This is a genomic window from Chromobacterium rhizoryzae, assembly GCF_020544465.1.
Taxonomy (GTDB): domain Bacteria; phylum Pseudomonadota; class Gammaproteobacteria; order Burkholderiales; family Chromobacteriaceae; genus Chromobacterium.
Map to the genome: position 1 here is coordinate 2,231,729 of NZ_CP066126.1, position 12,849 is coordinate 2,244,577.

Sequence of the window (12,849 nt, forward strand, 5' to 3'; positions counted from 1 at the left end):
GCAGACTTGAAGGGGCTTTGGGCGCGTTGGATACGTGCTTCCTTTCTTGCTGGCCAGTTCCGTCGTTTCAAGAGTGTGAAGAACCGAGCATCGCTGTTGAGCATGCTGGCCGACAGCTCATTGTTAAGTTGTCAAAAAGGAGGAAAGGTAGTGAAACGCTTGATCCTCGCCCTATTGGGCATCGCCATGCTGTCCTTGCTGACGGCCTGCGAACTGGACGAAGACGGCAAGCCGCGCGGCAGCCAGGTGCTGTGGGACCGCAGCGGCGTGCCGCACATCTACGCCGCGCGCGCCGACAGCCTGGCCTACGCCTTCGGCCGCGCCCAGATGCAGGCGCATCCGGAGCTGCTGCTGCGGCTGTACGCCCAGGGCCGCGGCCGCGGCGCGGAATACTACGGCGCGGTGTTCGAGGTCGGCGAGCCCTTCCCCAGCAATATGGCGGAAGTGGACCGCCTAGTGCGCGCGATGGGCTTCCCGGAACGCTCCAAACAATGGCTGCAACAACAAAGCCCGCGCATGCGCGCCTATCTGGACGCCTTCGTCGCCGGCGTCAACGACCAGGCCGCCGCCAGCGGCGGTCTGAGCCCGGCGGCGCGCGCGGTGCTGCCGGTGCGCAGCGAGGACGTGCTGGCCCACACCCTGCGCATCTTCTTCGGCTATCTGAGCGGCTCCACCGCCACTGGCGCGGCCAATTGCTCGCTGATCTACCCGGACGCGGTGGCCACCCCCATCAATCTGATCGGCGGCTCCAACGGCTGGGCGCTGGGGCCGGCCAAGAGCCGTTCCGGCAACGCCATGCTGCTGGCCAACCCGCATTTGCTGTGGGGCGGCAGCCACACCTGGTTCGAAGCCCAATTCAAGAGCCCGGAATACGATATCTACGGCGCCACCCTGGTGGGCCTGCCGGTGATGCGCATCGGCTTCAACCAGCGGCTGGGCTGGGTGCACACCGTCAACACCCAGGACGGCTGCGACCTGTACCAACTCAAGCTCAGCGGCCGGCAATACCTGCTGGACGGCGTGGCGCGCGACTTCGAAACCAAGCGCGAAACCCTGTATATCCGTCAGCCGGACGGCAGCCTGCAAGCCGAGCAGCTGACGCTGCGCCGCGCCGAGCAGGGCCCGGTGTTCGACAAGGACGGCCAGAGCTACGCGCTGCGCATCGTCGGCGTGGACCAGCTGCAGACCCCCGGCGTGCTGGAGCAATGGTGGGACATGGCGCAAGCGCCCGACTTCAAGGCCTTCCGCAGCGTCGTGGCGCGGCTGCGCAATCCCTACCACAACATCATCTACGCCGACGCCCAACGCAATATCTGGGCGGCTTTCGGCGGTCTGACCCCGCGCCGCGCCGGCGGCGACGCCGCCTTCTGGGCGCAGCCGGTGGACGGCAGCCGCAGCGATCTGATCTGGCGTCAGGCGCTGCGCCTGGACGAATTGCCGCAGGTGGCCAATCCGTCCAGCGGCTGGGTGCAGAACTCCAATAGCGTGCCCTGGTATATGAGCAAGCCGGCGCTGGACCCGGCCGCCTACGCCGGCTATCTGTCGCCGCGGGCGTCGCCGCTGCTGCGCGAACAGCGCGGCATCGAGCTGATCGAACAGACGCCGGCCTTCACCCTGGACACGCTGCTCAGCGCCAAGCACGACACCCGGCTGCTGCTGGCGGACCGGGTGCTGGACGATTTGATCGGCTATGCGCGCGCCTCCGGCGACGCCGGCCTGATCGCCGCGGCGCAAGTGCTGGCCCAATGGGACCGGCGCAGCGACGCCGCCAGCAAGGGCGCGGTGCTGTTCGCCGCCTGGGTGGCGGCCTCCGGCGGCGAAGAGGCCTTGCGCTACCGCCGGGAAGCGGATCCGGCGCAGCCCTACGACACGCCCGCCGGCCTGCGCGACGCCGGCTTCGCGCTCAGCAAGCTGGGCGCGGCCGCTCAGGGCTTGCAACAGGCCGGCGTGCCGCTGGACATCGCCTTCGGCGAAGTCTACCGGCTGCGGCGCGGCCCCGCCGGCGGCGCGGCGCGCTTGGACCAGCCGGCCAGCGGCGGCGCCGAGGGTTTGGGGGCTTTCCGCACCTTCAGTTATATCGGCGACAGCGACGGCCGCCAGCGCGCCATCTTCGGCGACACCTTCACCGCCCTGGTGGAGTTCGGCCGGCCGCTGCGCGCCAAGGTGATCAACACCTACGGCAACAGCAGCCAGCCGCAATCGCCTTACTACGGCGACCAGATGGAGCTGGCGGCGCGGAACGCCATGCGCGATGCCTTGCTCAATCGCGAGCAGGTGGAGGCGGCGCTGTCCAAGCGCGAGTGGTTCCGCCGCTAGCGCCGAGGCGGCCGCGGCGGCGACGTCGCGGCCCTTCGCCGCCATCCGCTGTGGGCGTCGCATGACGGACGCCTAGGTTTGCGCCATTGCGCCCAGGCTGGCACAATGGCGCCGTTGTCATTGGGGAGTAGCCATCTTCGGCCCCGCCGAAGAGGCCGCGTCAACAAACTTGAGGAGCTTTCCTCATGGCGCGGTCAGCGGCCGGCATTGCCGGCGCCGCCAAGCGAGACCTTTGGCCACGATGCGTTTGCCGCCGGGCAAGCCGCGTCGTTGCGCCATTGTCCATCCGCTTGCCCGGCCCAAGACTATCCATGCTGTTGACCCTGTCGTTTCTGCTCGGCCTCGCCGTCCTGATCTATCTTTCCTGTCAATACTTCGTCAACGCCATCGAATGGTGCGGACGCCATCTGAACCTGGGCGCCAGCGCCGTCGGCACCGTGCTCGCCGCTTTCGGCACCGCCTTGCCGGAAAGCGCCGTCACCTTGACCGCGATGGCCTTCGGCGGCACGCCGCAACATAAGGACATCGGCGTCGGCGCCGCCCTGGGCGGGCCGCTGGTGCTGGCTACGCTGGCGTACGCGGTGGTGGGCTTCGCGCTGTGGCGCAACCGCAGCCGGCTGGGGCGCGGCGACTACCTGCTGCGCGTCGATCACCGCCGGCTGGCCGGCGACCAATTGGCGTTTTTGCTGATTTTCGCGTTCAAGGTGGCGTTGGGCCTGCTGGCCTTCGCCATCAAGCCCTGGCTGGGCGTGCTGTTCCTGGCCGCTTACGCCGCCTATGTCTGGCGCGAGATCCGCAGCGCGGACACCGCGCCGGAAGAGGAAGAACTGGACGCCTTGAAACTGCGCGCCGGCGGCGGCCTGGGCTGGGCGGCGACGCAGGCCCTGCTGGCCTTGGCGGTGATCGCGGCGGCGGCGCACGGTTTCGTCGCGCAGCTGGAAGCGCTGGCCGGACACTGGGGCATGGCGCCGCATCTGGTGGCCTTGCTGCTGAGCCCGGTGGCCACGGAATTGCCGGAAATCATGAACGCGCTGATCTGGCTGCGCCAGGGCAAGGAGCGTCTGGCTTTGGCCAATATCTCCGGCGCGATGATGATACAGGCGACGATTCCCAGCGCCTTCGGCCTGTTCTTCACCCCGTGGATGTTCGACGGCGTCCTGCTGTGGTCCGGCCTGGCCACGATGGCTGCGATCGTCGGCTTGTGGCTGTTGTTCCGCCGCGGCAGCGTGGACGGCCGCTGGCTCTTGGGCGCGGGCGCGGTGTACCTGCTGTTTGCCGGCTGTCTGGTGTGAGGCAAGAGCCCGTTCAATGCCGTATCGCTGAAGCGTCGCAGACTATGAACGGGTTCTCAGAACGTGTTTACGATCTCGCGAGCTAAGGCGAGACAAGGCGAAAATGGCTGAGAAAGCGGAATGTACGCGTGGTACATGAGCATTTCGAAGATGTTTTCAACGCCGTATCGTCGACGCGCAGCAGATCGTAAACAGGTTCTCAGAGCCAGGCCGCCACGCCGCCGTGATGCGAACACGTGCCGCGCCGGTGCTGGCTGAAGCTATAGCTGCCGTCGCGGCAGCGCGCGCTGGCGCCGGCCGGCGCTTTGCCGGAGCGGGTATGGGCCGGGCTGTGGACCTCCACGCCGTCGGAGTTGGTGTAGCTGCCGTGTTCCAGCAACTGCTCTTGCGCCGGCGCGCTGGCGTGCCGATGCGTGTGCGGCGTTTTGGCTTCAAGCGGCGCGGCCAGCAGGGCCAGGCTGAGGCCGAGCAGGCCGGCGATGCGCCGCAAAGCGGGGATACGGAACTGTGCAGGCTTTTTCATGTCATTCGATTGTTTAATGTGTCATTAAAAGTGCTTGAACCTGTTCGTGATGTTTTGACGCATCTATTTTCTGGGTTCAGGCGCAAAAGAATATGTATCGCACTTTAGTTCATTGTCATTGCGGCGGATAGCGGCAATGCGCATCGGGGGAACTAAACCGCGATGGCCGGCCGTTGCGACGGGCCGCGCCGTCATACCGAATCTGGGGATTGATCTATGGATGATTTTGCGCAGCGGCGCGTCTTGCTGGCGGCCTTGGCCGCCACGCCGTTGATCTGGGGTTGCGCGCGCCCGCCGTTGCGGGTGCCGGGCGAAGCCCCGGCCGCGCGTCAATTGGCGGAGCTGGAACGCAATGCCGGCGGCCGCATCGGCGTGTTCGCGCAAGAGGCGGACAGCGGGCGGACGCTGGCTTACCGGGCGGATGAGCGCTTCCCGATGTGCAGCACGTTCACGCTGCTGCTGGTGGGCGCCTTATTGCAACGCAGCGCGACGCAGCCGGATCTGCTCTACCGCCATGTCGGCTACCGGCGCGAGCAATTGATCGACTATTCGCCCATCGCCGAACAATACGTGGAGCAGGGCATGTCGGTGAAAGACTTGTGCGACGCGGCGATGCGCTTCGGCGACAACACCGCCGCCAATCTGCTGCTGGAGCAGTTGGGCGGGCCGCAGGAGGTGACCCGCTTCGCCCGTTCGTTGGGCGACGGCCTGAGCCGGCTTGACCGCGTCGAGCCGGAACTGAACCGCGCCGAGCCGGACGATCCGCGCGACACCACCACGCCGGCGGCGATGACGGCCAATCTGCGCGCGCTGCTGTTTTCCCCGCTATTGCCGGAGCGGCAGCGCGGTTTGCTGAACGACTGGCTGCTGGGCAACACCACCGGCAATCTGCGCATCCGCGCCGGCTTGCCGGCGGAGTGGCGGGTGGGCGACAAAACCGGCAGCGGCGGACACGGCGCGGCCAACAACGTGGCCGTGGCCTGGCGGCCGGGCAAGTCGCCGTTGTTGCTGTCGGTCTATTACTGGGGCTCGACGGCGATGATGGACGAGCGCAACGCGGTGATCGCCGCGGTGGCGAGGGTGGCGGCCGCCGAGTTCGCTTGAAACGCCGCGCGGGGCGGGCAGGTCCTGCCGGAATGAACGACGCCGCGGCCATGGCCGCGGCGTTGTCGCGCGCGGCTCCCTTGAGCGCTGGGCGTCCGCGCGGAACCTTGAATCGCGTTTAAGGCAGCCGCGCCGGCGCCACCACGATGCCGGCGCGCAGTCCGGGCTTGACCGTGGGATTGGGGAACAGGATGCGCTCATCGCCGCCGACGGCCACATAGCGGTGTTCGCCGTCCTCGGCGATCAGGAAGCCGTCCGGCAACGCGGTGAAGTTTTCCACGTCGTCGGCCAGGTGCAGGCGGAAGGCTTCGCTGTGTTTGACGATGTCGTACTTGGCCTGGAACAGCGGCAGGTCGCCGTCGCGGTAGCCGGGCAGTTCTTGCTCCGGCTCCGCCAGCAGCCGGCGCAGCGCCTGGTCGATGCCGGCGAAGCGGGACAGGTCGTTCTGGCCAAACGGCCGCGCCTTGCCCAGCTCCAGCGTGAAAGCGTCCGCCTGGCAGTGGCGGCTGGTGAAGTAGCTGAAGGTATTGGCCGGCTGGCTGTGCAGCAGCACGGTTTCCACCTGGCAGCTCTTCAGCCAGGCCAGTTGCGCGCGGCTGTGCGGGCGTTCGTGCAGATAGGGGTAGATGGCGAACTTCTCGAACACCGAGCCGCGGATCGCGGTGTGCAGATCGTAATGCCAGCGCCGGCCGCGGGCGGAGGCGAAAAAGTCCGCCGCCGCCTGTTCCAAACGCGCCGCGCGCGCCGCTTCGCGCGCTTCCGGCTGGCGCGCGTGCGCGCCGTTGAACAGCCGGTTCATATCGTAATCCAGGTAACGCTTGCCCAGCCGCATCGCGTCCAGATTGCCGAAGATCACCAGCAGCCGGCAGCGCAGCGCCAGCCTGCCGCCGGCGATGTCGGCCAGGATGGCGTTGAGCACCTCGATAGGCGCGGTCTCATTGCCGTGCACGCCGCTGGACAGCAGCAGGGAATCGTCGGCGGCGGCGAGGGGTTCCAGCTCGACGACGCCGTAATCCAGCCAGCGCGCCCGCACGCCGGAGTGGAGCTGCCATTCGGCGGAGGCCGGGGAGGCGGGATTCATGGTCCAGGACAGAAAATCGTGGTGATGCTCGCGCATGGGCTGGCTCGTGCTTGCGGCTAGTGATGACCGGGGCATTGTAACCAGAGCCGGCGCGGCAGGTGGCGGCGCGTGGCGCAGATTTGAAAAAACATGCCGTATTTGGGCTAAAAGCCTTGTTCGGCGCGGCTTGGCGCGCCGGGCCGCGCTGTGGTTTTTTGGCGCGGCGGAGCAAGGGGCCGGGGTGCGGCCTTGTTGAATATTTTGGACAAGTCCATTGCCGGAACCGCGAGGTCCCCGGCCGGAGAAACGGCCGCTTGCCGGCATGAGAAAAATATAGGGGGCTGTTTTTGCTCAAGCCTTGCCCGGCAAGGCTTGCCGGGCCGCCCGGCGCGGGCTTGTCGATTAAATTGGACATGCGGATTTTTATACATTTTTTTACTTGTCAAGCCGCGTGATGTTGTTACAATCCGCGCTCGTTTGCAGCTTTGCAAACCTACAATTCAATTGTTTCGCTCCGACATCCCAGGCCCACATAAAAGCTGTTCAGCCCGAAAGCCGCGCACTAAGGAGCGGGGTTATCCATCATAAGGATGCTCCTGCGGCTGGCTCATCGCTTTTTCGGCGGCGGCCTGGGCGCGTCCTTTGGAAATCCCTGTCCACCCATCATTGCGCGGGGTTCAGGGCTTTCCGTCAGTTCTTGAGGGGAAAACTCATGGCTTGGTCTGTGGCTGATAGCCGGGCGTTGTACGGCATCCGGCATTGGGGAGCGGGGTACTTCGACATGGGCGCCAACGGCAATATCGTCGTGCGTCCGAATGTGCGCCAAAACAAGGAAATCGACCTGCATCGCCTGGTGGGCGAACTGTCCGGCAAGGGCCTGGACCTGCCGTTGCTGGTGCGTTTTCCCGATATTCTGCAAGACCGCGTCACGCGTCTGTGCGCGGCCTTCGACAAGGCCATCGCCGAACAAGGCTACGGCAATCGTTATACCGCCATCTATCCGATCAAGGTCAACCAGCAAGAAGCGGTGGTGAAGAGCATCATCGCCACGCCGGACGTGTCCATCGGCCTGGAAGCCGGCTCCAAGCCGGAACTGATGGCGGTGCTGGCGCTGGCGCCCAAGGGCTGCACCATCGTCTGCAACGGCTACAAGGACCGCGACTACATCCGCCTGGCCCTGATGGGCGAACGTCTGGGCCACCAGGTGTTCATCGTCATCGAGAAAGAGTCCGAAGTGGAGCTGGTGATCGATGAATCCCGCAAGCTGGGCATCCGTCCCAATATCGGCATGCGCGTGCGTCTGTCCTCGCTGGCGTCCAGCAAGTGGGCGGACACCGGCGGCGAGAAGGGCAAGTTCGGCCTGTCCGCCGGCCAGCTGATCTCCGCCGCGGACAAGCTCACCGCCGCCGGCCTGGCCGACTGCGTGCGCCTGATGCACTTCCACATGGGGTCGCAGATCGCCCACATCGGCGATTACCGCAGCGGCTTTGGCGAGGCCATCCGCTACTTCGCGGAACTGCGCGCGCTGGGCCTGCCCATCGACCACGTGGACGTGGGCGGCGGCCTGGGCGTGGATTACGACGGCACCCATTCGCGCAACGACAGCTCCATCAACTACGATATGGACGAGTACGCGCACGTGATCGTGTCCATGCTGTCCGAGTTCTGCGGCGAGAACGGCATTCCGCATCCGCGCATCCTGTCCGAATCCGGCCGCGCGATGACCGCCCACCACGCCGTGCTGATCATGAACGTGACCGATGTGGAGCGCCTGCCGGACGAAGTGCCGCAGGTGGACGACATCGCCGCCTTGTCGCAGCCGGTGCGCAAGCTGTTTGAACTGGTTCAGCTCAACGACGACGACCTGGTCACCGAAATCTACTACCGCGCCAGCCACTACGTGTCGGAAGTCACCGATCTGTACGCCGCCGGCCGGCTGTCGCTGAAGGAAAAGGCGCTGGCCGAAGACGTGCACGCCGCCTTGTGCCGCCGCCTGCACAGCCAGCTGCAAGCCAGCCAGCGTTCGCAGCGCCAGGTGTACGACGAACTGACCGACCGTCTGGCCGACAAGTACTTCTGCAATTTCTCGGTGTTCCAGAGCCTGCCGGACACCTGGGCCATCGACCAGATTTTGCCGATCACCCCGCTGCACCGTCTGAACGAGCAGCCCACCCGCCGCGCGGTGCTGCAGGATCTGACCTGCGACTCCGACGGCAAGCTCAAGCAGTACGTGGACCAGCAGAGCATAGAATCCAGCCTGTCCGTGCACGAGGTGAAGCAGGGCGACGAGTATCTGATCGCCGTCTTCCTGGTGGGCGCTTACCAGGAAATCCTGGGCGATATGCACAATCTGTTCGGCGACACCGACTCGGTCAACGTCTATGTGCGCGACGGCGGCGAACTGGAGTTCTCCGGCGTGGAAGAGCACGACACCATAGAAGACATGCTGCGTTACGTGCACCTGTCGCCGGAAGACATCCTCAACCGCTACGAAGCCAAGTCGCGCGCCGCCGACCTCAGCAGCGAAGAGCGCAGCCTGTTCTTCGCCGAGTTCTGCCGCGGCCTGAAGCAATCGTCTTATTTGTCGGTCTGATCGACTGCTGGGACGGATCAAAACAGCCGGGCTGACGCCCGGCTGTTTTTGTTGGCGCCGCGTCTGTTGTCGAACAGACCGTTCTGTGCCGGATGACTTTAAGCAATTTCACTTATCGTCGTCTAAGTTCGTGTTTCTGATCGGATTTTTATCTGGATTTTACGCCGGGCGCGGCCGGTTTCGGGCCGGCGCTTGCAATACGGGCAAACCTTGCTAGTTTGAGAAAGCCAATAATTGATTGGCATAAACATGGGGGTTGCCATATGTCTTTCTCTAGCGTTCCTTACTTCCTCACCTATAGCCAAAACACCGCGCTGGGCATTACCGCCAAAGATTCGATGAGCGGTTCCCAGCTGTACCTGCAGCCCATCCAAGGCAACTTCCTGTCGCTGTTCAACATCGACTTCGCCAACGGCGTGTTCGCGCTGGCCACCAGCGGCAACCAGCTGGTGATCGACATTTCCGACCTGTCCAGCGGCAAGCCCTTGGTGCTGCGTCCGTACAATCCGTCTTCGCTCAGCCAGCAATGGGACCTGTTCTCCCGTCCGGGCTATATCTCCAGCCGTCAAAACAACAATCTGGTGATAGACAACCAAAGCCGCGGCGGCGTGGGCAGCCTGATCTGGCTGTACGAGTTCAACGCTTCGCCGGCTCAGCAATGGGCGCTCAAGCCGCTGACCTCGGCGCAACGCTCGGAACTGGTGCTGGAAACCGCTTAATCAGCGAAGGGCAAAGATCGCGGCGGCGGGCGCAAAGAGTCTGTTCAAGGTCTTGCGAGCAAGGGCGAAACAAGGCGAAAACGGCTGAGAAAGCGGAATGTACGGTTGGTACATGAGCATTTCGAAGGGGTTTTCAACGCCGTCTCGCCAACGCGCAGCAGATCGTAAACAGGTTCTAAGGCTCGCCGCCGCTTTTTGGGTTCATGCAAGGAGCAAACGATGGGTTTCAGCAGCACTTCGTATTTCATCACCTCGGCCTATTTCCCGGATTACGCCATTGTGGCCGAGGATTCGATCAAGGGCTCCCGGCTCAGCCTGCAGCCGTTCCAGAACAATTTCGCCGCCTTGTTCAATATCGACTTCGACCGCGGGCTGTTCGCGCTGGCCACCAGCGGCAATCAATTGGTGATCGCCGCCAATGAAGTGGCCGACGGCTCGCCCTTGCAACTGGATCTGCTGCCGGAGCCCGCGCTGCCCAGCCAGCGCTGGGATGTGTTCTCCCAGCCCGGCAACATCGTCAGCCAGGCCGATCGCACCCTGGCCTTCGGCTTCGGCATGGAAAAAATCTTCCCGCCGGCCTTGCGGCTGCGCAAGCTGCATCCCGGCCGGCCGCCGATGTGGATTCTGCGGCCGATGACCGCGCCCGGCGGCTGAGTCCTCGGCGTCCGCCGCGCCTGGCGTCACGCGCGGCGGCCTTGTCAGGAGCGCAGCAACTGCTCGCGCACCCAGACGGCGGCCAGGCCCAGCGGCCGCCGCCGCGACCACACCAGATCGATGTGGCGCGCCTTGGGCCAGCCCGGCGCATGCAGTTCGCTCAGCCGGCCGGCGCCGAAGGAATCCGCCAGCCAGCGCGGCAACTCGGCCCAGCCGGCGCCCAGGATCGCCATTTCCAGCAGCATCAGATAGCTGGGCGCAAACCAGCAGCGCCGGCTCAGCGTGTCCGGCTTGCTTTCGGTGTAAGTGTTCAGCCGCAACTCCCGGTGGCCGCTCAGCGCCTGCCGGTCCACCTGCTCCAGCGCCGCCAGCGGATGGCTGCGCGCCACGTACAAAGCCACTTCGCTGACCTCGCCCAGCGTGGCGTGGCCGATATCGGCCGGGTACTGCTCCAGCGCCGCCATGCAGCCCAGGTGCGCGCGTCCGGTCTGGATCAAGTCCAGCACGTCGTCCTGTTCGCCCACCAGGCATTCCAGCTCCAAGGCCTCGAAGTGCCGTTCCAACTGCCGGGTCACCTCCTGAAAGCGGGATGACTGGTAGGTGTCGGACAAGACCAGGGTCAGCCGCGGCTCCAGTCCGGCGGTCAGCAACTGCGCCTGCTGGTTCAATTCATCGCCTATGGCCAGCATCTGCCGCGCGTAGCCCAGCAGATGACGGCCGGCCTGGGTCAGCGCCGGCTGGCGGCTGCCGCGGTCGAACAACTGCACCGCCAGATCGATTTCCAGATTGGCGATGGCCTCGCTGATGGTGGACTGGCTCTTGCCCAGCCGCCGCGCAGCGGCGGAAAACGAGCCCAGTTCGGCGGCGTTGGCAAACGCCGCCAGCGCGTCTAGCGACATGCTCATATCGGTTTCTCCGATTTAACCCATCTTTATCCTATCCGAAAAACCAATAAAAATCGCGTCATTGTCTTGCCAATCAAGCCGCGGCGCAGCAGGTCGCACACCGCTTCCAAGCGCCGCGGCGGATCAAGGAGAATCGATGCAAGTAAAGAAATCCTGGCTGGAGCGCGCCTTCTACGCCGTGGCTTACGAACTGTGCGCCGTGATGTTGTTGATGCTCTTGGCCAGCTGGCTATTGAATCAGGACACCGCGCAGATCGGCGCGCTGGCCCTGATGATGACCACGGCGGCGATGTCGTGGAACATCGTCTTCAACGCGCTGTTCGAACGCGTGGAACGGCGGCGCGGCTGGACGCGGACCCCGGCGTTGCGGGCGGCGCACGCGCTCTTGTTCGAGGGCGGCTTGGTGATCCTGCTGGTGCCGCTGGCGGCCTGGTGGCTGGAGATCAGTTACTGGCAGGCCTTCTTGCTGGATATCGGCTTTTTCCTGTTCTTCCTGCCCTATACCTTTGTTTTCAACTGGCTGTACGACGGACTGCGCGCCAGCCTGTTGCGCCGCCTGAGCCGCGCCCGCGCCGGCATGGCTTGATGTATCGGTTTTATCGATGGTTATTATTTTTTAACCATCCGAAAAACCAATCAGAATAGCGACTATCTTGACGTTCACGATCTTGCGGACCATGGCGAGACAAGGCTTTGCGGCCGAGACAGCGGAATGCGCGAGCGCTTCATGCGCGTTTCGAAGCGGTCTTCAAGCCTCTGTCCAACAATCCCGCCGCGGCGCAGCGGATCGTGAACGGATTCTTTAAACGGTCATGATTGTGAAATAGTATGAACAAACAAAAATCCTGGCTGGAGCGAGGCTTCCACGCCGTGATGTACGAACTGTGCGCGATGGCCCTGCTGGTGCCCTTGGCTTCCTTGGTGATGGAACAAAGCCTGCTGCACATGGGCGCGCTGGCCTTCATGATGTCCACCGCGGCCATGTTGTGGAACGTGGTGTTCAATATGCTGTTCGACCGCCTGGAAGCGGCGATGGGCTGGAGCCGCACCGTGGGCGTGCGCTGCTTGCACGCGCTGATGTTCGAGGGCGGCCTGGTGTTCATGCTGGTGCCCTTGGCGGCCTGGTGGCTGAACGTCAGCTACTGGCAGGCTTTCTTGCTGGATTTGGGCTTCTTCGCCTTCTTCCTGCCTTACACTTATGTATTCAACTGGCTGTACGACGCCCTGCGCGCCAAGCTGCGCGAGCGCGGCGGCAAGCCTTGCGCCGAACTGGAGTCTTGAATGAAAACCTGGTTGTTCCTGGCCGTCGCCATCGTCAGCGAGGTGATCGCCACCTCCTCGCTGAAGGCCTCCGACGGCTTTACCCGGATCGGCCCATCCTTGCTGACGGCCGCCGGCTATATGCTGGCCTTCTACATGCTGTCGCTGACCCTGCGTCAGATCCCGGTGGGCGTGGCTTACGCGCTGTGGTCCGGCGTCGGCATCGTGCTGGTCTCCATCGTCGGCTGGGTCATGTACGGCCAGAAGCTGGACGCGCCGGCGATGATAGGCATGGGCCTGATCGTGGCCGGGGTCTTGGTGATGAATCTGATGTCCAAGTCCGTGGCGCATTGAGTCGAAGTCCCGCTCTCGGCCCGCGCGGCGGAAGAGGGCGGAACGCAAAAACCGGCCGGGAATCCCGGC

General features: G+C 64.5%; 12 protein-coding genes and 1 riboswitch. Of the genes, 9 read left to right on the forward strand and 3 right to left on the reverse strand.

The features are described 5' to 3' along the window. Window positions 1-150: 150 nt before the first annotated feature. Both JC616_RS10130 and JC616_RS10135 read left to right on the forward strand, forming a co-directional pair. On the forward strand, window positions 151-2,316 hold the full coding sequence (locus JC616_RS10130) for a penicillin acylase family protein (RefSeq protein ID WP_227108049.1): 2,166 nt from the start codon (window positions 151-153) through the stop codon (window positions 2,314-2,316). Window positions 2,317-2,426: 110 nt separating this feature from the next. Continuing rightward, window positions 2,427-2,571: riboswitch (yybP-ykoY riboswitch) on the forward strand. A 56-nt stretch (window positions 2,572-2,627) separates the two neighbouring features. Continuing rightward, window positions 2,628-3,608 (forward strand): sodium:calcium antiporter, encoded by a 981-nt coding sequence (locus JC616_RS10135; RefSeq protein ID WP_227108051.1) that lies wholly within the window; start codon window positions 2,628-2,630, stop codon window positions 3,606-3,608. A 199-nt stretch (window positions 3,609-3,807) separates the two neighbouring features. Here JC616_RS10135 and JC616_RS10140 read toward each other — a convergent pair whose 3' ends face one another. Then, window positions 3,808-4,131 carry a DUF3761 domain-containing protein gene (locus JC616_RS10140; protein WP_227108053.1) on the reverse strand — a complete coding sequence of 108 codons (324 nt, stop codon included), beginning with the start codon at window positions 4,129-4,131 and terminating at the stop codon, window positions 3,808-3,810. 216 nt (window positions 4,132-4,347) lie between these two features. Here JC616_RS10140 and bla point away from each other — a divergent pair, with 216 nt between their 5' ends. Beyond that, window positions 4,348-5,235: a class A beta-lactamase gene (bla, locus tag JC616_RS10145; protein WP_107799349.1), complete on the forward strand. Its 888-nt coding sequence runs from the start codon at window positions 4,348-4,350 to the stop codon at window positions 5,233-5,235. 118 nt (window positions 5,236-5,353) lie between these two features. On the opposite strand, the gene astE is transcribed toward bla, so the two are convergent. Then, window positions 5,354-6,352: a succinylglutamate desuccinylase gene (astE, locus tag JC616_RS10150; protein ID WP_227108055.1), complete on the reverse strand. Its 999-nt coding sequence runs from the start codon at window positions 6,350-6,352 to the stop codon at window positions 5,354-5,356. A 655-nt stretch (window positions 6,353-7,007) separates the two neighbouring features. On the opposite strand from astE, the gene speA reads away from it, so the two are divergent. The 3 genes from speA (at window position 7,008) to JC616_RS10165 (ending at window position 10,261) form a co-directional block, all read left to right on the forward strand. Next, window positions 7,008-8,888 carry an arginine decarboxylase gene (gene speA / locus JC616_RS10155; RefSeq protein WP_107799347.1) on the forward strand — a complete coding sequence of 627 codons (1,881 nt, stop codon included), beginning with the start codon at window positions 7,008-7,010 and terminating at the stop codon, window positions 8,886-8,888. A 263-nt stretch (window positions 8,889-9,151) separates the two neighbouring features. Then, on the forward strand, window positions 9,152-9,607 hold the full coding sequence (locus tag JC616_RS10160) for an RICIN domain-containing protein (protein ID WP_107799346.1): 456 nt from the start codon (window positions 9,152-9,154) through the stop codon (window positions 9,605-9,607). A 219-nt stretch (window positions 9,608-9,826) separates the two neighbouring features. Then, window positions 9,827-10,261 carry a hypothetical protein gene (locus JC616_RS10165; RefSeq protein WP_107799345.1) on the forward strand — a complete coding sequence of 145 codons (435 nt, stop codon included), beginning with the start codon at window positions 9,827-9,829 and terminating at the stop codon, window positions 10,259-10,261. A 44-nt stretch (window positions 10,262-10,305) separates the two neighbouring features. Here the strand turns inward: JC616_RS10165 and JC616_RS10170 are convergent, their stop codons facing one another. Beyond that, window positions 10,306-11,166, reverse strand: a complete 861-nt coding sequence (locus JC616_RS10170) for a LysR family transcriptional regulator (protein ID WP_107799344.1) — start codon at window positions 11,164-11,166, stop codon at window positions 10,306-10,308. 136 nt (window positions 11,167-11,302) lie between these two features. Between JC616_RS10170 and JC616_RS10175 the strand changes: the two genes are divergently transcribed. From JC616_RS10175 to JC616_RS10185, 3 genes are all read left to right on the forward strand, one after another. Further along, window positions 11,303-11,752, forward strand: coding sequence for a multidrug/biocide efflux PACE transporter (locus JC616_RS10175; protein ID WP_107799343.1), 450 nt, complete (start codon window positions 11,303-11,305; stop codon window positions 11,750-11,752). A gap of 242 nt (window positions 11,753-11,994) precedes the next feature. Beyond that, entirely contained in the window at window positions 11,995-12,447 is a 453-nt protein-coding gene (locus tag JC616_RS10180) for a multidrug/biocide efflux PACE transporter (RefSeq protein ID WP_227108057.1), read from the forward strand. Continuing rightward, complete coding sequence (locus tag JC616_RS10185; RefSeq protein ID WP_081544619.1) at window positions 12,448-12,780, forward strand: DMT family transporter; 333 nt, start codon at window positions 12,448-12,450, stop codon at window positions 12,778-12,780. Window positions 12,781-12,849: the final 69 nt, after the last annotated feature.

What these genes read in the sequence shown, in the direction of transcription:
- JC616_RS10140 (WP_227108053.1), bottom strand. Translation starts at nt 4,131, where the DNA reads ATGAAAAAGCCTGCACAGTTCCGTATCCCCGCTTTGCGGCGCATCGCC.
- JC616_RS10135 (WP_227108051.1), top strand. Translation starts at nt 2,628, where the DNA reads ATGCTGTTGACCCTGTCGTTTCTGCTCGGCCTCGCCGTCCTGATCTAT.
- JC616_RS10165 (WP_107799345.1), top strand. Translation starts at nt 9,827, where the DNA reads ATGGGTTTCAGCAGCACTTCGTATTTCATCACCTCGGCCTATTTCCCG.
- JC616_RS10170 (WP_107799344.1), bottom strand. Translation starts at nt 11,166, where the DNA reads ATGAGCATGTCGCTAGACGCGCTGGCGGCGTTTGCCAACGCCGCCGAA.
- bla (WP_107799349.1), top strand. Translation starts at nt 4,348, where the DNA reads ATGGATGATTTTGCGCAGCGGCGCGTCTTGCTGGCGGCCTTGGCCGCC.
- speA (WP_107799347.1), top strand. Translation starts at nt 7,008, where the DNA reads ATGGCTTGGTCTGTGGCTGATAGCCGGGCGTTGTACGGCATCCGGCAT.
- JC616_RS10180 (WP_227108057.1), top strand. Translation starts at nt 11,995, where the DNA reads ATGAACAAACAAAAATCCTGGCTGGAGCGAGGCTTCCACGCCGTGATG.
- JC616_RS10185 (WP_081544619.1), top strand. Translation starts at nt 12,448, where the DNA reads ATGAAAACCTGGTTGTTCCTGGCCGTCGCCATCGTCAGCGAGGTGATC.
- JC616_RS10160 (WP_107799346.1), top strand. Translation starts at nt 9,152, where the DNA reads ATGTCTTTCTCTAGCGTTCCTTACTTCCTCACCTATAGCCAAAACACC.
- astE (WP_227108055.1), bottom strand. Translation starts at nt 6,352, where the DNA reads ATGCGCGAGCATCACCACGATTTTCTGTCCTGGACCATGAATCCCGCC.
- JC616_RS10175 (WP_107799343.1), top strand. Translation starts at nt 11,303, where the DNA reads ATGCAAGTAAAGAAATCCTGGCTGGAGCGCGCCTTCTACGCCGTGGCT.